The sequence below is a fragment of the Pseudomonas sp. CM27 genome, from assembly GCF_013179515.1.
GTDB lineage: Bacteria > Pseudomonadota > Gammaproteobacteria > Pseudomonadales > Pseudomonadaceae > Aquipseudomonas.
This window is the reverse complement of sequence record NZ_JABMCN010000038.1, coordinates 1-23,045: the sequence shown is the minus strand read 5'-3', so window position 1 is coordinate 23,045 and position 23,045 is coordinate 1. Positions and strand designations below refer to the sequence as shown.

The following is a 23,045-nucleotide window of genomic DNA, read 5'->3' as shown; positions in this document are numbered from 1 at the left end:
GTGCAGCTTGGCGCTTTTGAACTCGATCAGCTCTTGGTCGAGAAGCGGTAGCCAGTGCCCCGGACGGTTTGTACCAGATTTTCGTAGGCTTCACCCAGCGCCTTGCGCAGGCGCCGAATGTGCACATCGACCGTGCGTTCTTCGACATAGACATTGCCACCCCAGACCTGGTCCAGCAGCTGGCCGCGGGTGTAGGCGCGCTCCTGATGGGTCATGAAGAACTGCAGCAGGCGATATTCGGTAGGGCCCATTTCGGCCGGCTTGCCATCGATGGTCACGCGGTGGCTGATCGGATCGAGCAGCAGGCCACCCACTTCGATCGGCGCTTCGCTGTCGCTCGGGCCAGTGCGGCGCAGCACGGCTTTCAGGCGGGCGACCAGCTCACGAGGTGAGAACGGCTTGGTGATGTAGTCGTCGGCGCCTACTTCCAGGCCCTGGATCTTGTTGTCCTCTTCACCCTTGGCGGTAAGCATGATGATCGGGATGTCGCCGGTCAGCTCGTCGCGCTTGAGGCGGCGGGCCAGTTCGATGCCGGAGGTGCCTGGCAGCATCCAGTCGAGCAGGATCAGGTCCGGCTTGCGGTCGACGATGATCGCATGGGCCTGTTGGGAGTTTTCCGCTTCCAGGCAGTCATAGCCGGCCATTTCCAGGGCAACGGCGATCATCTCGCGAATAGGCGCTTCGTCGTCGACGATCAGAATGTTCCTGCCAACCATGCTCAAAACCTCTCCTGGATTCGGTGTCTTGGCCCGCATTAGATAACGGAATTATTGCAGCTGTGTGACAGGGTGTTGGCCGTTCTGGCGACATTCCATGACTGAACTAGGCTTCAGAGGGCCGCTGAAGCGGCAATCCGAACTCATTTCCCCCGAAACAATGGTGAATCCAATGACACGACAAACGCTGAGCTGGATGGCCCTTTTCACTGCGCTGGCGCTCCCGGGGGTGGCCTCGGCCCACCATGCCATGGAGAAGGATGGCATGTGGGTCGATCATGCTGGCATGACGCTGTACACCTTTGACAAGGATGCGGGCGGCAAGTCGATGTGCAATGGCGAATGCGCTACCAACTGGCCGCCATTGATGGTCAGTGATGGCGAAAAGGCCGAGGGCAAGTGGACGCAGATCAAGCGTGATGACGGCAAGATGCAATGGGCCTATGACGGCAAGCCGCTGTACACCTTCGTCAAGGACAAGAAGGCCGGCGACATGACCGGTGACGGTATGAAGGACGTGTGGCACGTTGCCAAGCCTTGAAGGTGCCGGGGCCGCTGTGCGGCCCATCGCCGGGAAGCCAGCTCCCCCAGGCCATGTGCAAGCCCTGAAGGTGGCGCCGTACCTGTTGGAGCTGGCTTGCCGGCGATAGCGCCATCAGCATTAACGCAACGCGTAATCCAGCACCACCCCGATGAACACCAGCAACCCCGCCCAATGATTGTGCAGGAACGCCTTGAAGCACGCGTCCCGGTCCAGCTTGCGCGTCGACCAGTACTCCCAGGCGAAGCACGCCGCCGCACCCAGCAGCCCCAGGTGGAACCAGCCACCCAGCTCGAAACGGCTGCCCGCCAGCAACAGGCAGCCGAGCGATAGCAGCTGCAAGGTCAGGATGATGTTGCGGTCGGCCTCGCCGAACAGGATCGCGGTCGACTTCACGCCAATTTTCAGGTCGTCATCGCGGTCGACCATGGCGTAGTAGGTGTCGTAACCCACCGTCCACAGCAGGTTCGCGATATACAGCAGCCAGGCGCTGGCCGGCAGCTCGCCACCTGCGGCAGTGAAGGCCATGGGGATGCCCCAGGAATACGCTGCCCCCAGTACCACCTGCGGATAGTAGGTGTAGCGCTTCATGAACGGGTAGCAGAACGCCAGGGCCACGGCGCCGAACGACAGCCACACCGTGCGGCTGTTGGTGCACAGCACCAGCAGGAAGCTCACCCCGACCAGGATGGCGAACAGCGCCAGTGCCTCGCGTGGCCGGACCCGGCCACTGGCCAGGGGGCGGTCGGCGGTGCGCTTGACGTGGCCGTCCACCTTGCGGTCGGCAAAGTCGTTGATGCAGCAGCCGGCAGCGCGCATCAGCACCACGCCCAGACCGAATATGAGCACGTTGGCCAAGGTCGGCGAACCGTTGCCGGCAATCCACACTGCCGACAGGGTTGGCCACAGCAGCAGGTAGATACCGATTGGCCGGTCCATGCGGCTGAGCTGGACAAAGTCCCACGCGCGCGGGTGCAGACGGTTGAGCGACTTCAGCAGTTGCAGGTACATCAGCGGTTATCCTCCTTGGCCGCTTGCCACACTGCCGGCAGAAACACTTCTGCTACCAGCAGTTCCAGGCCACCACGTTCGAAGCGCGAGCGACGCCCCCAGAGCGCTGCATCGGCCGCTGCAGGCGGCAGCCAGGCCTGTGGATAAGTGCAGACCTCGATCGGGTGGCGGATGAACGCCTGGTCGCAGAACAGCAACTCTCCCAGCGAACGGCTGCCCAGGGTTTTCAGGTCCAGGCCGCCGCGCTCCAGGGCACTGCGGCTGGCAACGCTGCGGGCGAACACCCAAGGCTGGCCATGGCCACGCAAGTACACCTCGCGCACCCAGCCTTCGGCACCCGCAGCGATACCCAGCGCCTGGCATTCGTCATCGCGCAGCGGCTGCCAGCCCTCGAACAGTGGGGTGACGGAAAACTGGTCATTGGCCAGGCGGGTCAGGCGGCGAGTCAGCGAGCCCTCGTCGAACAGCCAGTCAAGGATCGGCTGGTCGATGTCGGTCGCCAGCTGTGAATACGGCAGCCACGCGACAGCGGCTGCTTGCGGGGTTTCGTACGACACGTTGGTATGCTTTGTTACAGCCAGAGAGGCGGCGAGCTTAGCATGATTGCCCTGACTGCTTGCATACTGCCGGCAGGGCCGCTACAAAGCCCTACCCTGTGTGAGGACTGAGCCTGATGAAAAAATGGCAGTGTATTGTTTGTGGCCTGATTTATGACGAAGCCGAGGGCTGGCCGGACGACGGCATCCCCCCTGGCACCCGTTGGGAAGATGTACCGGAAGACTGGCTGTGCCCTGATTGCGGCGTCGGCAAAAGCGACTTTGAAATGATCTTCATCGGCTGATAGAGGAAAGCACGACATGACGTCCCCCGTGGTAATCATCGGTACCGGCCTGGCGGGCTACAACCTGGCCCGCGAGTTTCGCAAGCTCGATACGCAGACGCCGCTACTGCTGATCACCGCCGATGACGGTCGGTCCTACTCCAAGCCCATGCTCTCCACCGGCTTTGCCAAGCACAAAGGCGCCGATGGCCTGTGCATGGCCGAGCCGGGTGCCATGGCCGAGCAACTGAACGCAGAGATACGCACCCACACCCGTATCAGCGGCATCGATCCGGGCCACAAGCGCCTGTGGATCGGCGAAGAAGCCGTGGAATATCGCGACCTGGTGCTGGCATGGGGCGCCCAGACCGTGCAGGTGCCGATCGAGGGCGATGGCAGCCGGCTGGTGTTCCCGATCAACGACCTGGAAGACTACGCGCGCTTCCGTGCTGCAGCCGATGGCAAGCAGCGGGTACTGATCCTCGGTGCCGGCCTGATCGGTTGCGAGTTCGCCAACGACATGAGCCTTGGCGGTTTTCAGGTCGACGTCGTCGCGCCGTGCGAGCAGCTCATGCCAACCTTGCTGCATCCGGCTGCTGCCAGCGCCGTGCAGGCCGGGCTGCAAGCCCTGGGTGTGCGTTTCCACCTTGGCCCGGTGCTGACCCGCCTGCAGCAGGCAGCTCATGGCCTGGAGGCGCATCTGTCGGATGGCAGCGTGATCGCCTGCGACCTGGTGGTCTCGGCCATCGGCCTGCGCCCGCGTACCGACCTGGCCGCCGCCGCCGGCCTGCAGACCAACCGCGGCGTAACTGTCGATCGCCAGCTGCGCACGTCGCACGCCAATATCTACGCGCTTGGCGACTGTGCCGAGGTCGATGGCATCAACCTGCTTTATGTAATGCCGCTGATGAGCTGTGCCAGGGCCCTGGCGCAAACCCTGAGCGGGACACCGACGGCGGTTGCCTACGGGCCGATGCCGATTACCGTAAAAACCCCTGCTTGCCCACTGGTCGTTTCGCCGCCGCCTCAGGGCCGCGAAGGTACCTGGCAGGTAGAGGGGCAGGGCAGTGACCTCAAGGTGCTGTGCCTGGATGCCGACGGCAAACTGCTGGGCTACGCACTGACGGGTGCAGCCGTGATGGAAAGGCTGGCGCTGAATCGCCAACTGCCGCCGCTGATGGCGTAAACAGCGGTCGTTCTGTCGGTTTTATCCTGTTGTTGCCTGCACAATGGCCGCCCAGATACTGGCGCGGCCCCGGTGCACGTGCCATTCTCACTTCCGTCTGCCGCAGATTAGAGCCTGCGGTGCCTTGAGCGCTGCTCCCCGAGGCAGCACGGCATAACAACAAGAATTCCGTCAAAGAGGCTTCACTATGCGCAAACCAGAACTCGCCGCAGTCATCGCCGAAAAGGCCGATCTGACCAAGGAAAAGGCCAATCAGGTTTTGAACGCGATTCTCGACAGCATCACCGGTGCCCTGGACAAGGACACCGTGACCCTGGTCGGTTTCGGCACCTTCGAAAAACGCCATCGCGGCGCGCGTACCGGCAAGAATCCGCAGACGGGTGAGCCGGTCAAGATCAAAGCCAGCAATACCGTGGCCTTCAAACCAGGCAAAAACCTGAAGGACAGCGTCAACGTGCCTGCCAAGCCGGCCAAGAAGGGCAAGTGATCGCTGCCTGACTATCCCAGTGTCAGCCAAACGGGCGCCCCAGAGCGCCCGTTGTGCTTTCTGAAGGCAAAATGCTTCGAATTTGCGTAAATAGTTCTGGAAGAGGATAAACTGCGCGCCTTAGTCATTTTTAATTCGAGGCGCGTTGATGAAGTTCCGCTTTCTTCTCTGGGCCATGGGGCTGTTGATGGCCAGGGCCAGCCGTAAAAACCCGGCATTCCAGCAGCAGCTCAAGGGCAAGGACCTGGTGTTCCAGATGCAGACTCTGGACGGCAAGGTCGCCCGGCACTTCATCGTCAGTAACGAGCGGATTGGCAGTAAAGGCGGTGCACACCCGCAGCCGGCCTTCGCCATTGCGTTCAAGGACGCTGCCTATGGCTTTGCCACCCTGCAGGCGAGCAACAAGCAGTTGGCGTTCATGCAGGGGATTCAGGACAAGAATATCCAGATCAAGGGCAACCCGGCGCTGGTGATGTGGTTTCAGGGCTTGATGAAATACCTGAAACCGAAGAAGAAGGGCTGAAATTTGTAGGGGGCTGCCTTGCAGCCCAATCGCCGGCAAGCCAGCTCCTACAGGTTCGGTACACGCCTGAGGGAAGTGGTGTTCCTGTGGGAGCTGGCTTGCCGGCGATTGGGCCGCAAAGCGGCCCCATTTGATGTCAGTGCGGTGCGTGGAACTGCGAGGCCAGCTCCCGCAACAGGCTCTCGGCTTCGAGCACCTTGTTCACCACGTCGTCTGCCTTGTGCCGGGTAATCCCCAGCCGCTCCAGCAGCTCGTCAGGTATCTCTTCCTGCGGCCCCGAGCCTATTCCTCGCGAGCGCAGCAGGCGGGTTGCCAGGCACACCAGGTTGGGGAATGCAGCATACGCGCCGTCATAAGCAGGGTCGTGCTGGAAGCGCAGCGCGGTCTGGAGTTCCTCCGGCATGTCCCACAGCTTCATCAGCCATGCGCCGATCTGCTCGCGGCTGATGCCCAGCAGGTGCTGTTCTACATAGGTGTGGTGCAGGTGCGGGTTGACCTCCAGGTGGCGGCAGATCAGCGAAAAGTGTGGCGGGAACACGTGTGCCAGCAGCAGGTAGCCAAAGTTGTGCAGCAGGCCGGCCAGGTAGGTCAGGCCCGCCTCGGGGCGTTCAGCCCGTGGCATGGCGCGGGTCAGGCCTTCGATGATCGCGGCGGTGTAGATCGATTGCTGCCAGTAAGGCGTGGCCTGTTGCGGGTGGTCTTTCGGCAAGCTCAGGGTTTTGCCCAGTGCCAGGCCCAGGGCCAGGTTGATCACCAGGTCGAAGCCCAGCACGCGCACGATGGCGTCTTCCACCGAGCGGATCTTGCCCGGTGAGGCGTAGTAAGGCGATGCCGCCCAACTCACCACCTGCGCCGCCAGCGCCGGGTCGGTTTCGACCACGCCGGTGATGTCGTCGATGCTGGCGTTAGGGTCTACCCGCAGCTTGATGATCTTCTGTGCGGTGTCGGCCAGCGGCGGAATTTCGATGGTTTCTTCCAGGCGTTTCTGGATTCGCCGGGCCGTAAAGGCTTGTACCGCCTGGCTGATTTCGTGGGTGTCATCATCGGGGCGATCGAGGTTGGGGTTGATCGCCTCGACCTCCTGCCCAAACGTGCTGGCACTGGCCTTGGCCAGCATCCGCTTGAAATGCGCACGCTCGATTGCCAGCAACAGGCCGGCTTCGCCGGACTCGATGTAGACGGTTTCGGCGTCGAGCAGGGTTTTTTCGTACTGGCTCGGTGAGCTGGTCAGGGCCGGTATGCCCGGCAGGGCCTTGAGCTGGTGCTTGTCGAGCATCTGCTTCAGGCGAGGCATCGACACCGCAGTCAGCTTGCGGCCGGTCAGTTCCGTCAGCCGGTTCAGGTCCAGCAGCTGGCTCTGCGGGAACAGCACCATCAGGGCGCCGACCTCGTCGTCGAGCAGCACGGCCTGTACCCGCGACGCTGCCGGCAGGTGCGAATCTTCGGCCACCTCGCGGTAGGCTACGCCAAGCTTGTCGAGCAGCAGCCTGATGACAGAGGGTGCATGTGGGGTTGCGGTGTCCAGGGCAACTTCAGTCATGGTCCGTATCCACTGATTCTTTTAAACGCGAAGTATAACCAGCCCCGGGGCAAATCTGGATCCATTCTGGGACTGGCGTCACACTTGGCCATATTGCTGGCCATGCCGCAGCCAGCGGTCGAGCAGCGGGCTGACATGATCGGGCCAGCGTGCGATCAGCGCCTGTGCCGCGTCGCGCACGGCCGGCAGCAGGTCGGCGTCGCGCATCAGGTCGGCGACCTTGAACTGCAGCAGGCCGGTCTGGCGAGTGCCCAGCATCTCGCCCGGACCACGCAGCTCCAGGTCTTTTTCGGCGATGATGAAGCCATCGTTGGTTTCGCGCATGATGCCCAACCGCTCCCGGCCGATCTGCGACAACGGCGGGTGGTACAGCAGCACGCAATGGCTGACGGCGCTGCCCCGGCCTACCCGGCCGCGCAGCTGGTGCAACTGAGCCAGGCCCAGGCGCTCGGGGTTCTCGATGATCATCAGGCTGGCATTGGGCACGTCCACGCCCACCTCGATGACCGTGGTGGCGACCAGCAACTGCAGGTTGCCGGCTTTGAACTCGGCCATGATCTCGGCTTTTTCCGCCGGCTTCATTCGCCCGTGGATCAACCCCACCCGCAGCTCGCCCAGGGCGCTGCCAAGCTCCTCGTAGGTGCTTTCTGCCGCCTGGCAGGTCAGTTCTTCAGACTCTTCGATCAGGGTGCACACCCAGTAGGCCTGGCGCCCCTCGGCGCAGGCCGCGCGGACCCGCTCGACCACTTCGAAGCGCCGGCTGTCGACCACCAGTACCGTGTTCACCGGGGTGCGCCCGGGGGGTAGTTCGTCCAGTACCGAGGTGTCCAGGTCGGCGTAGGCGCTCATCGCCAGGGTCCGCGGGATGGGCGTTGCGGTCATGATCAGCTGGTGCGGGCACATCTCGCCGGCCACGCCTTTCTTGCGCAGGGCCAGACGTTGCTGCACGCCGAACCGGTGCTGTTCGTCGATGATCGCCAGTGCCAGATGCTTGAACTTCACTTCTTCCTGGAACAGCGCATGGGTGCCGACCACCATGGGTGCGCCGTTGGCAATCTGCTCCAGGGCGCTGACCCGGGCCTTGCCCTTGAGCTTGCCGGCCAGCCAGGCGACTTCGATGCCCAGCGGTTCGAGCCAGCGCTTGAAGGTGATGTAGTGCTGCTCGGCGAGGATCTCGGTGGGCGCCATCAACGCCACCTGGTAGCCGGCCTCCAGCGCTTGCAGCGCAGCCAGGGCGGCGACCACGGTCTTGCCGGCGCCCACGTCACCCTGCACCAGGCGCAGCATCGGTTCGTGCTGGCTCAGGTCATAGGCAATTTCGTTGGCCACCCGCTGCTGCGCGCCGGTGGGCTGGAAACCGAGGTTGGCCAGGTACTGCGCCTGCAGGCGCTTGGCCTTGGGCAATACCGGAGCCCGCAGGCTGCGCAGGCTCTCGCGCAGACGTTGCTGCGACAGCTGGTGGGTCAGCAGCTCCTCGAAGGCCAGGCGGTGCTGGGCCCAGTGCTGGCCCTCGGCAAGCTCGTCGAGGTCGGCGTCCGCCGGCGGGTTGTGCAGGTAGCGGATGGCATCGTCCAGCGGCGCCAGCTGGTAGTCCCGGGCCAGCTCGTCCGGCAGCCAGTCGGGCAGGCTGCGCGGGCCGAGCAGGCTCAGGCTTTGCTGGCACAGCAGGCGCAAGCGTTGCTGGGTGAGGCCTTCGGTGGACGGGTAGATCGGCGTCAGGGTCTGCTCGACCGGTGGCGGCGGCTCGTCGCCGTTAAGCGCGCGGTACTCCGGGTGGTAGATTTCCAGGCCCGAGGCACCGGGGCGCGCTTCACCGTAGCAGCGCAGGTGAGTGCCACGCTTAAGGCCTTCCTTTTGCGCGTTACTGAAGTGGTAGAAGCGCAGGCTCAACACCCCAGTGCCGTCGCCCAGGCGCACCACCAGGCTGCGACGCTTGCCCATGGTCACGTCGGCGCCGCTGACCACGCCCTCGATCACCGCGTCCTGGCCGGGCCGCAGCTGGCCGATCGGCACCACGCGGGTACGGTCCTGATAACGCAGGGGCAGGTGGAACAGCACGTCCTGCAAGTTCTCCAGGCCGACCTTGGCGAGTTTTTCCGCCATGGCTTCGCCAACCCCTTTGAGCACGGTGACCGGGACTTTCGACAGCTCACTCATGACTCAGGCCGGTTGTTCTGCAGGGGCCTTGGCCACCGAACACAGACGGATCGAGTCGGCGAGGATCTCGATGGCTTTGGGCCGTGGGAAGCTGGCGCGCCAGGCGATGGCTACCGTGCGGAACGGTGCCGGTGCAGTCAGTGGGCGCACCTCGATGACCCCGGGTGCATAGTGATGGCTGTGCACTGCCGACAGCGGCAGGATCGATACCCCAAGGCCCGATGCGACCATGTGACGGATGGTTTCCAGCGAGCTGGATTCGACCGTGGTGTGCCTGGAGCCTTCACCACCCTTGTTCAGGGTTGGGCAGGCTTCGAGGACCTGATCGCGGAAGCAGTGGCCCTCACCGAGCAGCAGCAGGCTCTTGTCGTTGAGCATGGCGGTGTCGATGGTCTTTTTTGCCGTCCACGGGTGGTCGGCGGGCATCAGCGCGCAGAACGGTTCGTCGTACAGCGGCAGGGTCAGCACGTCGGCTTCGTTGAACGGCAGGGCGATGATTACTGCGTCGAGTTCGCCGTTGCGCAGTTTTTCGCGCAGCACGTGGGTGAAGTTTTCTTCGATGTACAGCGGCATCTGCGGCGCTACGCGGTGCAGTTGCGGGATCAGGTGCGGGAACAGGTAGGGGCCGACGGTATAGATGGCACCCACCTTGAGCGGGGCGGTCAGCTGGTTCTTGCCGGCCTGGGCCAGCTCGCGAATGCCCTGGGCCTGCTCCAGTACCTTCTGGGCCTGGGCGACGATGCTCTCGCCGACCGGGGTCAGGCGCACCGCGCTCTTGCTGCGTTCGAAGATCAGCACGCCAAGCTCATCCTCGAGCTTCTTCACACCGACCGACAGGGTCGGTTGGCTCACGTGGCAGCGTTCGGCGGCATGGCCGAAGTGCTGTTCCTGGGCGAGTGTGACGATGTAGCGTAATTCTGTGAGGGTCATAACGTGCGTCCATGAAGTTGCGGGCCCAGCATAGCGGCTGCAATTGATAGACGCACGTTATCAGACTTGCCGATTTGTGACAGAACCAAAAGTCTCAGCGGCGGTCAAGCGAGTAGACAAACGGTGCCACGACTTCGATCGTGCCATTGTTCAGCAACTCGGGTGGCGGCTTGGGTACCTTGCCGGCCCGACGAATCATTTCCAGGGTCGCCCGGTCCAGTGCTGCACTGCCCGAACCACCTGCCATGGCGTACGACACTACCTTGCCCTCGGCGTCGACCACGAAGCGCAGGCGGTTGATGCCCTGCAGGCCGCGGCGGCGCGCGTCTTCCGGATACCGCTTGTACTTGGCCAGGTGGCGCAGCAGGTCGCTCTGCCAGGTAGGCAAGGCGTTGCTGTTGGACGCAATGCTCGGTGCCGGTGCCGCGGATTTCTGCGGTGGCGCGGTGCTGGGCGGGGCGTCTACGGTCTGCTCGGTTGGCGGTGCTTCCTTGGGCGGCTCAGGCTTTTTCTCGGGTTTGGGCGGCTGCGGCTTGACCTTCGGCTTGGGCGGCTTGTGGATCGCAATCTTGGGTTTCGGCGCTTCCACCACCTTTGGCAGCGGCGGTTCTTCTACCGGTGCCGGTGGCTGCGGGGCGGCTTTAGGAGGTGGTGGCGGCGCGGGCTCCGGCAGCGGTGCCAGTTCGACCATCATCGCTGCCGGGGGCAGTTCGATGGCCTGAGGCACCGACCAGTTGAGCGTCAGCAGCACGGCGACCACGTGCACGCCCAGCACGATCGCCAGGCTGCCACCGTAGCGCGCCATGTTCGAGCGCGTTTTTGTCATTTCTTGGCTGCCGTCTCTAGTCCGACCAGACCGACTTTCAGGTAGCCGGCCGCGCGCATGTTGTTCATCACTTCCATCAGGTCACCGTAATCCACGCCTTTGTCGGCCTGGAAGAAGATGGTGGTTTCCTTGTCACCCTTGGTCTTGGCGTCGAGCATCGGGCCAAGCTGGTCGGGTGCCGCTACCTGATCGTCGCCGACATACAGCTTCTGGTCGGCCTTGACGCTGACGAACACCGGTTTTTCAGGCCTCGGCGCCGGTTTGGCGGTCGAGGCCGGCAGGTCGACCTTGATGTCGACCGTGGCCAGGGGGGCGGCGACCATGAAGATAATCAGGAGCACCAACATCACGTCGATGAACGGCGTAACGTTGATTTCGTGGTTTTCGGCGAGGTCGTCGCCACCTTCGTTGAGATGCAGGCCCATGGCTTACCCCACTTTCACCATGTGCGGGGCAGCGCGCTCGCTGCCCTGATGGTCCAGGTCACGGCTGACCAGCAGCAATACCTGAGCGGAGGCGTCGGACACCTGGGCCTTGTAGCCGGCGATGGAGCGGGCGAAGACGTTGTAGATGACCACGGCCGGAATGGCCGCGACCAGGCCCAGGGCGGTGGCCAGCAGGGCTTCGGCGATGCCCGGGGCGACCACGGCCAGGTTGGTGGTCTGGGTTTTGGCGATGCCGATGAAGCTGTTCATGATGCCCCAGACGGTACCGAACAGGCCGACGAAGGGTGCGGTGGAACCGATGGTGGCGAGCACGCCGGTGCCGTTGCTCATGGTGCGGCCGCTGGCGTGTACCAGGCGCTCCAGACGGAAGCTGACGCGTTCCTTGATGCCTTCTTTCTCGCGAGCGTTGGCCGAAAGGCGCATTTCTTCGAGGGCGTCGTGGACCAGGGTGTAGGCCAGGGTGCCTTCCTTGTTGGAGACTTCGCTGGCTTCCTTGAGGGTGGCGGACTTCTTCAGCTGGGCAATTTCACCACGCAGGCGACGCTTGGCGCCCATCAGCTCGAAGCCCTTGGCGATCCAGATGGTCCAGGTGATGATGGAGGCGATTGCCAGGCCGATCATGACGATCTTCACCACGATGTCGGCGTTCTTGTACATGCCCCACGGCGACAGGTCGTGGGCCATGCCCAGCGAAGTGTCTTCGACCAGGGCTTCAACGCTCGGGTCTACTGCAGCTGGCGCATCAGCCGGTTTGACAGAGGCGTCGCCAGCTGGCGCCTGGGTATCGGCAGCCGGTGCCGCTGCAGGTGCAGCTGGGGCAGAGGCGGCGGCAGGGGTGTTGCTGTTGGCGGTTGGCTCATCGGCCATGGCTACCGGGGCCAGCACCAGGCTGAGGGTCAGCGCGGCGATGGCGCGCCAGGCGCGCGACGGGGTTGGCGAAGCGGAAGGTTGAATACGTGTCATGCTGGCCGGACCTGATGAAGAAAAAAGTGAAAGTTCTCCAAGGCCTCGAGATTGGCCGAGAACAAATTGGCGGCCATTATTGCAAGTAATTCTTGTTAACAAAAGTAATCTTGTTGCTTTTTTCGCCTATGGTCTAGCCGCCCATCGTGTAGCGTGGCTGGGCTGATCAACTGGTCTAGGGAGTTTAGAGATGTCAGACCTTTCCGTAATGGTGGTGGGATGTGGTGATGTAGGTGGGCGTCTTGCCCGGCAATTGCTGGCCCGCGGCTGGCAGGTAAGCGGCCTGCGTCGCGCGGTCGCGCAGCTGCCCGCAGGTGTCGTGCCGGTTGCCGCAGACCTTGCCGACGCATCGATTCCGCCAGCCTGGCCGCAGCGCGCGCCGGACTACCTGGTGTATTGCGTGGCGGCCAGCCAGCACGACGAGGCGGGTTACCAGGCGGCCTATGTCGACGGCCTGCGCCATGTGCTGGCCTGGCTGGCCGAACGTGGCCAGCGCCCGCGTCGCCTGCTGTTCGTTTCCAGCAGCAGCGTGTATGCGCAAAAAGACGGGGAATGGATCGAGGAAAGCGCGGCCACCGAGCCTGAAGGCTATTCCGGGCGGGTGATGCTTGAGGCCGAGCAGCTGGCGCTGGCCAGCGGTATGCCGGCGAGCGTGGTGCGCCTGACCGGCATCTATGGCCCCGGCCGTGAGTGGCTGCTGAGCCAGGTGCGCCAAGGCTACCGCGTGGCCGATGAGCCGCCCCTCTATGGCAACCGCATCCATGCCGAGGATGCCGCCAGCCTGCTGGCGTTCCTGCTGCAGGCCGACGCCGACGGCAAGGTGTTGGACGACTATTACATCGGTGTCGACGACGACCCGGCGCCGCTGGCCGATGTAGTGGCCTGGCTGCGTGGGTATATGGGGGTCACAGAGTGGTCCGATGAGCAGCGGGTGCGGCGTACCGGCAGCAAGCGCTGCAGCAACGCCCGCGCGCGCGCATTGGGCTGGGCGCCGGTGTATCCGAGTTACAAGGAAGGCTATGCGGCAATCCTGAAAGGCGTGCGCTGAGACTGCCGGCCTCTTCGCGGGTGAACCCGCTCCCACAGGAACTGCACCGCCGGTGAGCGCGGTGCTATCCCTGTGGGAGCGGGTTCACCCGCGAAGAGGCCGATAAGGTCCAAGCGCGAGTTCAGTCGCTTTCAGTCCTTCTCCAGCACCCACTGACGCGTACCCGCGGCCAACTGTGGCATTTCATCCGACTGCGCACGGTTCACCGCCTGGAAGATCTCCAGCTTGTCGCCATCGCGCTTGATGATGAACGGCGCACCACGCTGGTTGCGCTCCAGCCACAGGCTGTCGTTGCTGCCACCCATGGTCGCGCAATCGCCGGCCAGGCACAGGGCGAAGCGGTCCGGGCCTGGCAGGCCGGTCACGCTACCGGTATCGCCGAAGCGCACTTTCGCGCCTTGACCCTGGCCTTCGAGAATTTTCCATTCCCCACCCAGGTAAGCCTGGTACAGCGCTTTTTCAAAGCTGCTGCCCAATGGCGCGTTGCCCGCGACGGGGTTCTTCACGCGGACGAATGCCTGTTTGCTGCCGCTCTGGTCGCTGGTCAGCAGTTCGTCACCATCGAGCTCCAGCTGCTCGGTCTGGCCACCAAGGAAAGTGGCCTGCAGCTGTTTTTCAACCGCGCTCAGCTGGCCGTCGGCAGCCTCGAAACCATTGCTGAAGCTGGCCTGGTGGTTGGCGACGTCGAGCTTCCATTCGAATACCGGGCCATGCTGGTTCAGGGCCTGGCGCAGGCTGTTGCCTTTGACGGCGGCTTTGATGGCGTCCTGGTTGATCCAGGTGCCGTTGAAATCTTCAGGTTTGTGGCTGGCGCAGCCGCCCAGTAGCAGGGCTGCCAGCGCGAGGGGCAGTGCTTGACGCATGACGGGGAAACCTTGCAGAGAAGGGAGGGTGACGGGCAGGGAGCCCGTCACCCGAGGCATCATTCGATGACCAGGATGGCGTCCATTTCGACCTGAGCGCCTTTTGGCAGTGCGGCAACGCCGATGGCGGCGCGGGCCGGGTACGGCTGCTCGAAGTAGCGGCCCATCACCTCGTTGACCTTGGCAAAGTGGCTCAGGTCGGTAAGGAAGATGTTCAGCTTGACGATGTCCTTGAACGAACCGCCTGCAGCTTCAGCCACGGACTTGAGGTTCTCGAACACTTGCACGGTCTGGGCTTCGAAGCCTTCGACCAGTTCCATGGTCTTTGGGTCCAACGGGATCTGGCCCGACATGTATACGGTGTTGCCGGCCTTGATCGCTTGCGAGTAGGTGCCGATAGCGGCAGGGGCTTTGTCGCTGGTAATGACGGTCTTGCTCATGATGACTCCTTGCGGTTGGCGGACTACGTACGCATGCGGGTGATGCGGACCACTCCGGTCAGGGTACGCAGCTTCTTGATCACACGCGCCAGGTGCACGCGGTCGTGCACGCTGACCACCAGCTGGACCACGCTGATACGGCCGTCGCGTTCGTCCATGCTGATCTTCTCGATGTTGCCGTCGGCGGCGTTGACGCTACTGGCCAGCAGGGCGATCAGGCCGCGCTGGTGCTCCAGTTCGACACGCAGTTCGACATTGAACTCGCCCGAGATGTCCTTGGCCCACGAAAGCTGCACGCACTTCTCGGGGTTGTGGCGGATTTCGCTGATGTTGCGGCAGTTTTCCAGGTGCACCACCATGCCCTTGCCGGCCGACAGGTGGCCGACGATCGGGTCACCCGGGATTGGCGTGCAGCACTTGGCGTAGCTCAGCACCAGGCCTTCGGTACCGCGGATCGCCAGCGGGCCTTCCGGCGCCGGCAACTGCTCGCCTTCGGCCGACAGCAGGCGGCGCGCGACCACGTAGGCCATGCGGTTGCCCAGGCCGATGTCTTCGAGCAGGTCTTCGATCAGTTCCAGGCGGTATTCGGCAAGAATTGCCTGGACGCGCTCCTGCGGGATTTTCTCCAGGCTGCTGTCGAAGCCGGTGAGCACCTTGTTCAGCAGGCGTTCGCCCAGGCTGATGGACTCGGAGCGGCGTTGCTGCTTGAGCGCGTGGCGGATGTGCGTGCGCGCCTTGCCGGTGACCACGAAGTTGAGCCAGGCCGGGTTCGGCCGTGCGCCCGGGGCGCTGACGATTTCCACCGTCGAGCCGCTTTGCAGCGGTTCGGACAGTGGCGCCAGGCGGCGGTTGATGCGGCAGGCGATGCAGCTGTTGCCGACATCGGTGTGCACCGCGTAGGCGAAGTCCACCGCGGTGGAGCCTTTGGGCAGCTCCATGATCCTGCCTTTGGGCGTGAACACGTAGACCTCGTCCGGGAACAGGTCGATCTTCACGCTCTCGATGAATTCCAGCGAGTTGCCAGCACGTTGCTGCAGCTCGAGGATGCCCTTGACCCACTGGCGGGCGCGGGCATGGCTGCCCTTGGGCTGGTCGTCGTCATTGGACTTGTACAGCCAGTGCGCGGCGATGCCGTTGTTGGCCATCTCTTCCATCTCGCGGGTGCGGATCTGGATTTCGATGGGCACGCCGTGCATGCCGAACAACGTGGTGTGCAACGACTGGTAGCCGTTGGCCTTGGGGATCGCGATGTAGTCCTTGAAGCGCCCGGGCAGCGGCTTGTACAGGTTGTGCACGGCGCCGAGCACGCGGTAGCAGGTATCGACCTTGTCGACGATGATGCGGAAGGCGTACACGTCCATGATCTCGTTGAAGGCGCGGCGCTTGCCACGCATCTTCTTGTAGATGCCATAGAGGTGTTTCTGCCGGCCGCTGACCTCGCCCGCGATGCCGTCGGCAGCCAGGCAGTTGGCCAGCGACTGCTCGATCTTGGCGACGATCTCTTTACGGTTGCCGCGTGCGCTTTTCACTGCCCGGTGAATCAGCGACGAGCGCATCGGGTGCATGGCCTTGAAGCCGAGGTCTTCGAATTCCACGCGCACGGTGTGCATGCCCAGGCGGTTGGCGATGGGGGCGTAGATCTCGAGGGTTTCCTTGGCGATGCGTCGGCGCTTTTCGCCGGACAGCACTTCGAGGGTGCGCATGTTGTGCAGGCGGTCGGCCAGCTTGACCAGGATCACGCGGATATCGCGGGCCATGGCCATGGCCATTTTCTGGAAGTTCTCGGCCTGCGCCTCGGCCTTTGTCTCGAAGTTCATCTGGGTCAGCTTGCTGACCCCATCTACCAGTTCGGCCACTGTCTCGCCAAACTGCTGGCTGAGGGCTTCCTTGGCGATGCCGGTGTCTTCGATCACGTCGTGCAGCATGGCCGCCATCAGGCTCTGATGGTCCATGTGCATGTCGGCGAGGATGCTGGCCACGGCCAGTGGGTGGGTCACATAGGGCTCGCCGCTGCGGCGGCGCTGCCCATCGTGGGCCTGTTCGGCGTAGAAATAGGCACGCCGGACCAGGTTGACCTGTTCAGGGCCCAGATAGGTCGACAGCCGTTCGGCCAAGGCTTCTATACCCGGCATGGGATAACCTCCTGCCGAGGAAGAGGGCCTTGCGCCGTGCGACGTCGACCTGGCATCAATCAGACAGCCTCGTTGTTCTCGTCCTCGAACGCGGCGAACACCGGATCCTCGGTGACGATCTCTTCAGCGGCGATGAACTCGTTGGTGACGATGCCTTCGGCAATTTCACGCAGGGCAACAACGGTTGGCTTGTCGTTTTCCCATGCTACGCGTGGCTCTTTGCCGCCGGTCGCCAGCTGGCGAGCGCGCTTGGTCGAGAGCATGACCAGCTCGAAGCGGTTATCCACGTGTTCCAGGCAGTCTTCAACAGTTACGCGGGCCATGGTCTTCCTCAGTAGCAAATGCGGTGGGCGTGCAGCCCGATAATGGGCAGGCGGACTCGATAGTATAAAAATTCACCAGCCAATAGGGAAGCGCTGTTTTGTCGGGCCGCTTTATCCTCGGGCCTGCCGGCGCACCCTGTGGGAGCGGGTTTACCCGCGAAAGGGCCGCAACAGACACCCTCGATGCATGAGCCCGACGATAACCTCAGAGCATCGCACCGCGCAACCGCGGGGTCAGCTCTTCGAACAAAGTCTGCACCGAGCGCAATGCCCGACAATCCGGGCGGGTAAGCAGCCACAGCTGGGTATCGCAGCCCGGCAGCGGCCCGCTCAGCGCATCCACCCCTGGCAGCGCATGCACCATGTAGTCCGGCAGCGCCGCCACGCCCAGCCCGGTGCTGACCAGCTGGGCTATGGTCGACATGCCACTGCACTGGTAGCGCGGGCTCAGCCCTGGGTGCTGCTGGTTGCGCCAGACCACCGTGGGATGATCCTGCATCGAGTCGTCGGGGGCGATCCAGGGCACGCTGGCAGGCGCCTCGTCCAGGCGCTCGCGCCATTGGGGCTGGCCGCAGATGACATAGGAGGTGGAGCCAAGGTTGCGGCCCACCAGGTGCTCCGGCGGCGTGTTGGTCAGGCGCAGGGCAATGTCGGCATCGCGCCGGCTGAGGTTGGCGAAGGTGTTGGAGGTGCCCATCTCCAGCGACAAGGCGGGGTAGTTGGGCATGAACTCGGCCAGCGCCGGCAGTAGCAGGCTGTGCATGACGGCCTCGGTGCAGGTCAGGCGCACCGTGCCGCTGACCACCTGCTCGCCACTGGTCATGGCGATACGCGCCGCCTCCAGCGCCTGTTCGGCGCGCTCGGCCTGCTCGGCCAGGGCCTGGGCAGTGTCGGTCGGCAGGTAGCCCTTGCGGCTCTTGACGAACAGCGCGGTGCCGAGTGCCGACTCGAGTCGGCGAATCGAGCGGAATACGGTCGAAACGTCGACTTTCAGCAGCTCGGCGGCCTTGGCCAGGGAGCGGCCACGTTCCAGCGCCAGTACCAGTGAAAGGTCGGCATGTGTGATCTGATATTGCATTGGTGCACGCTCTGCTTGCCGAATTGCCAATGTCTGTTGCGTCAGGGCCATTTTATAGTGAAACGGCCCCCCGGAATCAATGCGCCCGGTCGGGCAACCAGTCCCCACGATGGGAAAGTGAAAAAAACAACAGCTGCAACCATCGTCGCCCGTGAGGCGCCAGCCGTATCCCCACATCGCCGCAGCAAATCAAAGGATGTACAGCCATGACGTCGGTAACCCCGTGCGCCAGTTCTTCCAGCGAGATGAGTGACTTCCTCCAGGCCCATCCGGACACGCAGTACGTCGATCTGCTGATCTCCGACATGAACGGCGTGGTACGTGGCAAGCGCATCGAGCGGGCCAGCCTGCACAAGGTGTACGAGAAAGGCATCAATCTGCCGGCGTCGTTGTTTGCCCTGGACATCAATGGTTCCACCGTCGAAAGCACCGGCCTTGGCCTGGACATCGGCGATGCCGACCGCATCTGCTTCCCTATTCCCGGCACGCTGTCCGATGAGCCGTGGCAGAAACGCCCCACCGCCCAGCTGCTGATGACCATGCACGAGCTCGATGGCCAGCCGTTCTTCGCCGACCCGCGTGAAGTGCTGCGCCAGGTGGTGAGCAAGTTCGACGACCTGGGCCTGACCATCTGCGCCGCGTTCGAGCTGGAGTTCTACCTGATCGACCAGGATAATCTCAACGGTCGCCCGCAGCCGCCGCGTTCGCCGATCTCCGGCAAGCGCCCGCATTCGACCCAGGTGTACCTGATCGACGACCTCGACGAATACGCCGACTGCCTGCAGGACATGCTCGAAGCGGCCAAGGAGCAGGGCCTGCCCGCCGATGCCATCGTCAAGGAAAGCGCCCCGGCGCAGTTCGAGGTCAACCTGCACCACGTGGCGGATCCGCTGAAGGCCTGCGATTACGCGATCCTGCTCAAGCGCCTGATCAAGAACGTTGCCTACGACCATGAAATGGACACCACCTTCATGGCCAAGCCCTATCCGGGCCAGGCAGGCAACGGGCTACACGTGCATATCTCGCTGCTGGACAAGAAAACCGGCAAGAACATCTTCGCCAGTGACGACCCGCTGCAAAGCGACGCGTTGCGCCACGCCATTGGCGGCGTGCTGGAAACCATGCCGGCGTCGATGGCTTTCCTGTGCCCGAACATCAACTCCTATCGCCGCTTCGGCGCACAGTTCTACGTGCCCAATGCGCCGAGCTGGGGCCTGGACAACCGTACCGTAGCCGTACGCGTGCCTACCGACAGCAGCGACAACGTGCGCCTTGAGCACCGCGTAGCCGGTGCCGATGCCAATCCGTACCTGATGTTGGCGGCAATCCTGGCCGGCGTTCATCACGGCCTGACCCACCAGGTCGAGCCACAGGCGCCAATCGAAGGCAACTCCTACGAACAGCTGGAGCAGAGCCTGCCGAACAACCTGCGCGATGCCCTGCGCGCGCTGGACGACAGCGAAGTCCTCAACCAATACATCAGCCCGGACTACATCGATATCTTCGTGGCCTGCAAGGAAAGCGAACTGGCCGAGTTCGAAGTGTCGATTTCCGACCTCGAGTACAACTGGTACCTGCACACGGTGTAAGCCCATGAGCGCAACTGCGGTCCCCTTGATCGGTGTCAGCGCCTGCCGTCAGCAGGTGGGGAAGAACTCGTCGCACACAGTGGGCGACAGGTATGTCGAGGCAGCCGGGTTTGCCGGCTTGCCACTGATATTGCCGGCCCGTGACGCAGGCAGCGATACGCAAGCGCTGCTGGGTCTTCTGCACGGCATTGTTTTTACCGGTTCGCCTTCAAATATCGAACCGCATCATTACAATGGCGCCCCCAGTGCGGCGGGTACCCGGCACGACCTGGCGCGTGATCGGCTGACCCTGCCACTGCTGCAGGCGGCCATTGCCGCCGGTGTGCCGGTGCTGTGCATCTGCCGTGGCTACCAGGAATTGAATGTGGCACTTGGCGGCAGCCTGCACCAGCGCGTGCAGGAACTGCCTGGTTACCTTGACCACCGCGAACCTGAGGACGCACCGACAGAGGTGCAGTACGGCCCTCGTCACCCGGTCGGCATCGAGCCAGGCGGGTTGTTCGAGCGCCTGGGCCTGGCCGCGCAGTTCGAGGTCAACTCGCTGCACAGCCAGGGCATTGACCGCCTGGCCCCAGGCCTGCGCGTCGAGGCACGGGCCCCGGACGGCCTGATCGAAGCAGTGTCCATGCCTGCGGCGCCGGGTTTTGTGCTTGGCGTGCAGTGGCATCCGGAATGGCGCTTCAACAAAAACCCGGTCTCGCTGCGCCTGTTTCAGGCGTTTCGCGAGGCCTGCATTGCCTACGCAGCACGGGAGGGCGCACGGCAGAAGGCATCCTGACGTCAGCCGAAGGTCTCGGATGACGTGTTCCCGGCAGCAAGCTTTCAATGAGTGAAAGCGGGCCTTGTGCGCAAGGCCCGCCAAAACAATTCCAAAATTTACGGCAAATACTCATGAGCAATTACACAGAAACCGGCCGCCCACCCGATATGGCGGCCGACGCGGGCAACACCCACAACAGCAAGGGTCTGGCCAAAGGCCGGCTGGGATTGCTGGCTACCGTGGTGCTGGGCATTTCCACCATCGCGCCGGTTTATACCCTGACCGGTGCCCTCGGCCCGACCGTGCGCGAGGTGGGTGCGCACCTGCCAGCCGTGTTCATCGTCGGGTTCCTGCCGATGCTGCTGGTGGCCCTGGGCTACCGTGAGCTGAACTCGGCAGAGCCGGACAGCGGCACCTCGTTTACCTGGTCGGCGCGTGCCTTCGGGCCGATGATTGGCTGGATCGGCGGCTGGGGGCTGGTGGTTGCCACCACCATCGTGCTGTCGAACCTGGCGGGGGTGGCGGTCGACTTCTTCTACCTGTTCCTTGGTCAGATTACCGGCAAGCATGAGCTGGCGGCGTTGGCTGACAACCTGTTGATCAACATTGTCACCTGTTGCGTGTTCATCGCCCTGGCGGTGTGGATCTGCTGTCGCGGCATAGCCACCACCATGACGGTGCAATATGGCCTGGTGGCCCTGCAGTTGCTGGTGTTGATCGGTTTTGCCTTCGCCGCCTTCGGCAGCACCACGGCGCCGCCACCGCTGGAGTTCGATTTCGCCTGGTTCAACCCGTTCGGTGTCGAGTCGTTCTCGGCCTTTGCCGCAGGGCTGTCGCTGTCGATCTTCATCTTCTGGGGCTGGGATACCTGCCTGACGGTCAGCGAAGAGTCGGTGGGCAGTGAAGAGATGCCCGGCAAGGCGGCCACCTGGACCGTGATGCTGATCCTCGGGCTATACCTGTTCACCGCCATCGCCACCCTGCAGTTTGCCGGGATCAGTGAAACGGGCCTGGGCCTGAACAACCCGCGTATTCAGGAAAACGTGTTTGCCCACCTGGCGGGCCCGGTCATGGGGCCGCTGGCGATCCTGATGTCCATCGCCGTGCTGGCCAGTACGGCGGCGTCGCTGCAGTCGACCTTCGTGGCGCCGGCGCGCACCCTGTTGGCCATGGGTTACTACGGCGCGGTGCCGCCGAAGTTCGCCAGTGTCTGCCCGCGGTCGCAAACCCCGCGCTACGCAACCATTTGCGCCGGCCTGGCCGCAGGCCTGTTCTACGTGACCATGCGTACCCTGAGCGAGAACGTGCTCGCGGATACCATCACCGCGCTGGGCATGATGATCTGCTTCTACTACTCGCTGACCGCGTTTGCCTGTGTGTGGTATTTCCGCCACAGCCTGTTCGGCAGCTTGCGCCACTTCATCATGCGCGGCCTGTGCCCGCTGGTGGGTGGGGTGATCCTGTCGGTGATCTTCGCGCGCACCGCCATCGACAGCGCCTCGCCGGACTTCGGCAGCGGTTCGCATGTGGGCGGGTTGGGGCTGGTGTTCGTGATTGCCGCGATCATCTCGGTGCTGGGCATCGGGCTGATGATGCTGTCGCGCATGCGTGCGCCGGCTTACTTCCTGGGGGCTACCCTGCGTCAGCAGGCTACCCTGCCTTTGGCCGAATAAGCTGGGGGCGCTTTGCGCCCCTATCGCCGGCAAGCCAGCTCCCACAAAATCTCCACAGTCCTTCAGGTCCGTCGAGTCCTTCAGGTTCTGCAAGGTATCTGTGGGAGCCTGGCTTGCCGGCGAAAGGGCTGCAAAGCAGCCCCGTGCGGTGTTTCAGGAGAGCAGTTCTTTCAGCAGCCCGCTGTTGCGCTGTTGCTGCTTCTTCAGCACCAGCCGGTTCGAACGGAACACTGCCTTCAAATCCTCAAGCGCCACGTCGAAATCATCGTTGATGATCACGTAGTCATACTCGTCGTAGTGCACCATCTCGCTGACGGCTTCTTTCATGCGTCCGGCGATGATCTCTTCGCTATCCTGCCCGCGGCCATCCAGGCGCTGACGCAGCGCTTCCTGGCTTGGTGGCAGGATGAACACCGACAATGCCTGCGGCATCAGCTTGCGCACCTGCTGGGCACCTTGCCAGTCGATTTCCAGGATCAGGTCGTAGCCCTGGTCCAGGGTCTGTTGCAGCGCGCTGCGCGAGGTGCCATAGAAGTTGCCGAACACCTCGGCATGTTCCAGGAAGTCGCCCTGCTCGATCAGCGTGGTGAATTCCTCGTGGACGACGAAGTGATAGTTCACCCCGTGCTGCTCGCCCGGGCGCATGGCGCGGGTGGTGTGCGAGACCGAGACGCGGATCTGCTGGTCGTCCTTGGTCAAGGCGTTGACCAGGCTGGTCTTGCCGGCGCCCGAGGGTGCCGAAACGATGTAGAGGGTGCCGCTGCTGTGGTTCATGGTCGGGGGTGGCCTTACTCGATGTTCTGTACTTGTTCACGCATCTGTTCGATCAGTACCTTCAGGTTGACCGCTGCTTGCGTGCTGCGTGGGTCGAAGGCCTTGGAACCAAGGGTGTTGGCCTCGCGGTTGAGTTCCTGCATCAGGAAGTCCAGGCGCCGGCCGGCAGCACCGCCACCCTTGAGCACCCGGCGTACTTCGGTGACGTGGGTGCTGAGG

25 protein-coding genes are annotated in these 23,045 nt (G+C 63.4%); 9 read left to right on the top strand and 16 right to left on the bottom strand.

What is annotated here, in order from left to right; translation table 11 throughout:
* Positions 1-26 precede the first annotated feature (26 nt).
* Positions 27-716 (bottom strand): phosphate regulon transcriptional regulator PhoB, encoded by a 690-nt coding sequence (phoB, locus tag HP547_RS07150; protein ID WP_003253341.1) that lies wholly within the window; start codon positions 714-716, stop codon positions 27-29.
* 172 nt (positions 717-888) lie between these two features.
* Between phoB and HP547_RS07145 the strand changes: the two genes are divergently transcribed.
* The gene (locus HP547_RS07145) at positions 889-1,257 is read left to right on the top strand and encodes a hypothetical protein (RefSeq protein WP_172228671.1); all 369 of its coding nucleotides are present in this window, start codon (positions 889-891) and stop codon (positions 1,255-1,257) included.
* A 120-nt stretch (positions 1,258-1,377) separates the two neighbouring features.
* Here the strand turns inward: HP547_RS07145 and ubiA are convergent, their stop codons facing one another.
* Together ubiA and HP547_RS07135 are read right to left on the bottom strand one after the other, a co-directional pair.
* A complete protein-coding gene (gene ubiA / locus HP547_RS07140) occupies positions 1,378-2,268 on the bottom strand; it encodes a 4-hydroxybenzoate octaprenyltransferase (RefSeq protein WP_172285894.1) in 891 nt (296 codons plus the stop codon).
* Positions 2,268-2,825 (bottom strand): chorismate lyase, encoded by a 558-nt coding sequence (locus tag HP547_RS07135; protein ID WP_172285893.1) that lies wholly within the window; start codon positions 2,823-2,825, stop codon positions 2,268-2,270. The genes ubiA and HP547_RS07135 overlap by 1 nt, the downstream gene beginning before the upstream one ends.
* A gap of 116 nt (positions 2,826-2,941) precedes the next feature.
* On the opposite strand from HP547_RS07135, the gene rubA reads away from it, so the two are divergent.
* The 4 genes from rubA (at position 2,942) to HP547_RS07115 (ending at position 5,284) form a co-directional block, all read left to right on the top strand.
* Positions 2,942-3,109, top strand: a complete 168-nt coding sequence (rubA, locus tag HP547_RS07130; protein ID WP_172228677.1) for a rubredoxin RubA — start codon at positions 2,942-2,944, stop codon at positions 3,107-3,109.
* A gap of 16 nt (positions 3,110-3,125) precedes the next feature.
* Positions 3,126-4,274 carry an NAD(P)/FAD-dependent oxidoreductase gene (locus HP547_RS07125; RefSeq protein ID WP_172285892.1) on the top strand — a complete coding sequence of 383 codons (1,149 nt, stop codon included), beginning with the start codon at positions 3,126-3,128 and terminating at the stop codon, positions 4,272-4,274.
* A gap of 187 nt (positions 4,275-4,461) precedes the next feature.
* The gene (locus HP547_RS07120; protein ID WP_172233148.1) at positions 4,462-4,761 is read left to right on the top strand and encodes an HU family DNA-binding protein; all 300 of its coding nucleotides are present in this window, start codon (positions 4,462-4,464) and stop codon (positions 4,759-4,761) included.
* Positions 4,762-4,909: 148 nt separating this feature from the next.
* A complete protein-coding gene (locus tag HP547_RS07115; RefSeq protein WP_172233151.1) occupies positions 4,910-5,284 on the top strand; it encodes a helicase in 375 nt (124 codons plus the stop codon).
* Between the two features lie 136 nt (positions 5,285-5,420).
* Here the strand turns inward: HP547_RS07115 and HP547_RS07110 are convergent, their stop codons facing one another.
* The 6 genes from HP547_RS07110 to exbB form a co-directional block, all read right to left on the bottom strand.
* The gene (locus tag HP547_RS07110; RefSeq protein ID WP_172285891.1) at positions 5,421-6,824 is read right to left on the bottom strand and encodes an aminoacyl-tRNA deacylase and HDOD domain-containing protein; all 1,404 of its coding nucleotides are present in this window, start codon (positions 6,822-6,824) and stop codon (positions 5,421-5,423) included.
* Between the two features lie 78 nt (positions 6,825-6,902).
* Positions 6,903-8,981: an ATP-dependent DNA helicase RecG gene (recG, locus tag HP547_RS07105; RefSeq protein ID WP_172285890.1), complete on the bottom strand. Its 2,079-nt coding sequence runs from the start codon at positions 8,979-8,981 to the stop codon at positions 6,903-6,905.
* 3 nt (positions 8,982-8,984) lie between these two features.
* Positions 8,985-9,911, bottom strand: a complete 927-nt coding sequence (locus tag HP547_RS07100; RefSeq protein WP_087500924.1) for a hydrogen peroxide-inducible genes activator — start codon at positions 9,909-9,911, stop codon at positions 8,985-8,987.
* Positions 9,912-10,005: 94 nt separating this feature from the next.
* Positions 10,006-10,737 carry an energy transducer TonB gene (locus HP547_RS07095; protein WP_172232091.1) on the bottom strand — a complete coding sequence of 244 codons (732 nt, stop codon included), beginning with the start codon at positions 10,735-10,737 and terminating at the stop codon, positions 10,006-10,008.
* Positions 10,734-11,162, bottom strand: a complete 429-nt coding sequence (exbD, locus tag HP547_RS07090) for a TonB system transport protein ExbD (protein ID WP_003253367.1) — start codon at positions 11,160-11,162, stop codon at positions 10,734-10,736. The genes HP547_RS07095 and exbD overlap by 4 nt, the downstream gene beginning before the upstream one ends.
* A 3-nt stretch (positions 11,163-11,165) precedes the next feature.
* A complete protein-coding gene (gene exbB, locus HP547_RS07085; RefSeq protein ID WP_172285889.1) occupies positions 11,166-12,146 on the bottom strand; it encodes a tonB-system energizer ExbB in 981 nt (326 codons plus the stop codon).
* 190 nt (positions 12,147-12,336) lie between these two features.
* Between exbB and HP547_RS07080 the strand changes: the two genes are divergently transcribed.
* Positions 12,337-13,194 carry an SDR family oxidoreductase gene (locus HP547_RS07080; RefSeq protein ID WP_172285888.1) on the top strand — a complete coding sequence of 286 codons (858 nt, stop codon included), beginning with the start codon at positions 12,337-12,339 and terminating at the stop codon, positions 13,192-13,194.
* Between the two features lie 131 nt (positions 13,195-13,325).
* Here the strand turns inward: HP547_RS07080 and HP547_RS07075 are convergent, their stop codons facing one another.
* From HP547_RS07075 to HP547_RS07055, 5 genes are all read right to left on the bottom strand, one after another.
* Positions 13,326-14,057, bottom strand: coding sequence for a hypothetical protein (locus HP547_RS07075; protein ID WP_172285887.1), 732 nt, complete (start codon positions 14,055-14,057; stop codon positions 13,326-13,328).
* Between the two features lie 59 nt (positions 14,058-14,116).
* Positions 14,117-14,497, bottom strand: a complete 381-nt coding sequence (locus tag HP547_RS07070) for a RidA family protein (RefSeq protein WP_016489827.1) — start codon at positions 14,495-14,497, stop codon at positions 14,117-14,119.
* Positions 14,498-14,520: 23 nt separating this feature from the next.
* Complete coding sequence (gene spoT, locus HP547_RS07065; RefSeq protein WP_172285886.1) at positions 14,521-16,629, bottom strand: bifunctional GTP diphosphokinase/guanosine-3',5'-bis pyrophosphate 3'-pyrophosphohydrolase; 2,109 nt, start codon at positions 16,627-16,629, stop codon at positions 14,521-14,523.
* A 59-nt stretch (positions 16,630-16,688) separates the two neighbouring features.
* Positions 16,689-16,952, bottom strand: a complete 264-nt coding sequence (gene rpoZ, locus HP547_RS07060) for a DNA-directed RNA polymerase subunit omega (RefSeq protein WP_003253383.1) — start codon at positions 16,950-16,952, stop codon at positions 16,689-16,691.
* 205 nt (positions 16,953-17,157) lie between these two features.
* Complete coding sequence (locus tag HP547_RS07055) at positions 17,158-18,030, bottom strand: LysR family transcriptional regulator (protein ID WP_172285885.1); 873 nt, start codon at positions 18,028-18,030, stop codon at positions 17,158-17,160.
* 245 nt (positions 18,031-18,275) lie between these two features.
* Here HP547_RS07055 and HP547_RS07050 point away from each other — a divergent pair, with 245 nt between their 5' ends.
* The 3 genes from HP547_RS07050 (at position 18,276) to HP547_RS07040 (ending at position 22,052) form a co-directional block, all read left to right on the top strand.
* Positions 18,276-19,619, top strand: a complete 1,344-nt coding sequence (locus HP547_RS07050; RefSeq protein WP_372242450.1) for a glutamine synthetase family protein — start codon at positions 18,276-18,278, stop codon at positions 19,617-19,619.
* A 4-nt stretch (positions 19,620-19,623) separates the two neighbouring features.
* A complete protein-coding gene (locus tag HP547_RS07045; protein ID WP_172285884.1) occupies positions 19,624-20,397 on the top strand; it encodes a gamma-glutamyl-gamma-aminobutyrate hydrolase family protein in 774 nt (257 codons plus the stop codon).
* A 113-nt stretch (positions 20,398-20,510) separates the two neighbouring features.
* Positions 20,511-22,052 (top strand): APC family permease, encoded by a 1,542-nt coding sequence (locus HP547_RS07040; RefSeq protein WP_172285883.1) that lies wholly within the window; start codon positions 20,511-20,513, stop codon positions 22,050-22,052.
* A 153-nt stretch (positions 22,053-22,205) separates the two neighbouring features.
* Here the strand turns inward: HP547_RS07040 and gmk are convergent, their stop codons facing one another.
* Together gmk and HP547_RS07030 are read right to left on the bottom strand one after the other, a co-directional pair.
* Complete coding sequence (gmk, locus tag HP547_RS07035; RefSeq protein ID WP_172229259.1) at positions 22,206-22,826, bottom strand: guanylate kinase; 621 nt, start codon at positions 22,824-22,826, stop codon at positions 22,206-22,208.
* Between the two features lie 14 nt (positions 22,827-22,840).
* On the bottom strand, positions 22,841-23,045 hold a 205-nt coding region (locus tag HP547_RS07030), incomplete at its 5' end, for a DUF1732 domain-containing protein (RefSeq protein ID WP_172285882.1).

What these genes read in the sequence shown, in the direction of transcription:
- HP547_RS07115 (WP_172233151.1), top strand. Translation starts at nt 4,910, where the DNA reads ATGAAGTTCCGCTTTCTTCTCTGGGCCATGGGGCTGTTGATGGCCAGG.
- phoB (WP_003253341.1), bottom strand. Translation starts at nt 716, where the DNA reads ATGGTTGGCAGGAACATTCTGATCGTCGACGACGAAGCGCCTATTCGC.
- recG (WP_172285890.1), bottom strand. Translation starts at nt 8,981, where the DNA reads ATGAGTGAGCTGTCGAAAGTCCCGGTCACCGTGCTCAAAGGGGTTGGC.
- rubA (WP_172228677.1), top strand. Translation starts at nt 2,942, where the DNA reads ATGAAAAAATGGCAGTGTATTGTTTGTGGCCTGATTTATGACGAAGCC.
- HP547_RS07050 (WP_372242450.1), top strand. Translation starts at nt 18,276, where the DNA reads ATGAGTGACTTCCTCCAGGCCCATCCGGACACGCAGTACGTCGATCTG.
- HP547_RS07100 (WP_087500924.1), bottom strand. Translation starts at nt 9,911, where the DNA reads ATGACCCTCACAGAATTACGCTACATCGTCACACTCGCCCAGGAACAG.
- ubiA (WP_172285894.1), bottom strand. Translation starts at nt 2,268, where the DNA reads ATGTACCTGCAACTGCTGAAGTCGCTCAACCGTCTGCACCCGCGCGCG.
- HP547_RS07055 (WP_172285885.1), bottom strand. Translation starts at nt 18,030, where the DNA reads ATGCAATATCAGATCACACATGCCGACCTTTCACTGGTACTGGCGCTG.
- HP547_RS07045 (WP_172285884.1), top strand. Translation starts at nt 19,624, where the DNA reads ATGAGCGCAACTGCGGTCCCCTTGATCGGTGTCAGCGCCTGCCGTCAG.
- HP547_RS07110 (WP_172285891.1), bottom strand. Translation starts at nt 6,824, where the DNA reads ATGACTGAAGTTGCCCTGGACACCGCAACCCCACATGCACCCTCTGTC.
- HP547_RS07080 (WP_172285888.1), top strand. Translation starts at nt 12,337, where the DNA reads ATGTCAGACCTTTCCGTAATGGTGGTGGGATGTGGTGATGTAGGTGGG.
- rpoZ (WP_003253383.1), bottom strand. Translation starts at nt 16,952, where the DNA reads ATGGCCCGCGTAACTGTTGAAGACTGCCTGGAACACGTGGATAACCGC.
- exbB (WP_172285889.1), bottom strand. Translation starts at nt 12,146, where the DNA reads ATGACACGTATTCAACCTTCCGCTTCGCCAACCCCGTCGCGCGCCTGG.
- HP547_RS07075 (WP_172285887.1), bottom strand. Translation starts at nt 14,057, where the DNA reads ATGCGTCAAGCACTGCCCCTCGCGCTGGCAGCCCTGCTACTGGGCGGC.
- HP547_RS07120 (WP_172233148.1), top strand. Translation starts at nt 4,462, where the DNA reads ATGCGCAAACCAGAACTCGCCGCAGTCATCGCCGAAAAGGCCGATCTG.
- HP547_RS07070 (WP_016489827.1), bottom strand. Translation starts at nt 14,497, where the DNA reads ATGAGCAAGACCGTCATTACCAGCGACAAAGCCCCTGCCGCTATCGGC.
- HP547_RS07040 (WP_172285883.1), top strand. Translation starts at nt 20,511, where the DNA reads ATGAGCAATTACACAGAAACCGGCCGCCCACCCGATATGGCGGCCGAC.
- HP547_RS07145 (WP_172228671.1), top strand. Translation starts at nt 889, where the DNA reads ATGACACGACAAACGCTGAGCTGGATGGCCCTTTTCACTGCGCTGGCG.
- exbD (WP_003253367.1), bottom strand. Translation starts at nt 11,162, where the DNA reads ATGGGCCTGCATCTCAACGAAGGTGGCGACGACCTCGCCGAAAACCAC.
- gmk (WP_172229259.1), bottom strand. Translation starts at nt 22,826, where the DNA reads ATGAACCACAGCAGCGGCACCCTCTACATCGTTTCGGCACCCTCGGGC.
- HP547_RS07095 (WP_172232091.1), bottom strand. Translation starts at nt 10,737, where the DNA reads ATGACAAAAACGCGCTCGAACATGGCGCGCTACGGTGGCAGCCTGGCG.
- HP547_RS07125 (WP_172285892.1), top strand. Translation starts at nt 3,126, where the DNA reads ATGACGTCCCCCGTGGTAATCATCGGTACCGGCCTGGCGGGCTACAAC.
- spoT (WP_172285886.1), bottom strand. Translation starts at nt 16,629, where the DNA reads ATGCCGGGTATAGAAGCCTTGGCCGAACGGCTGTCGACCTATCTGGGC.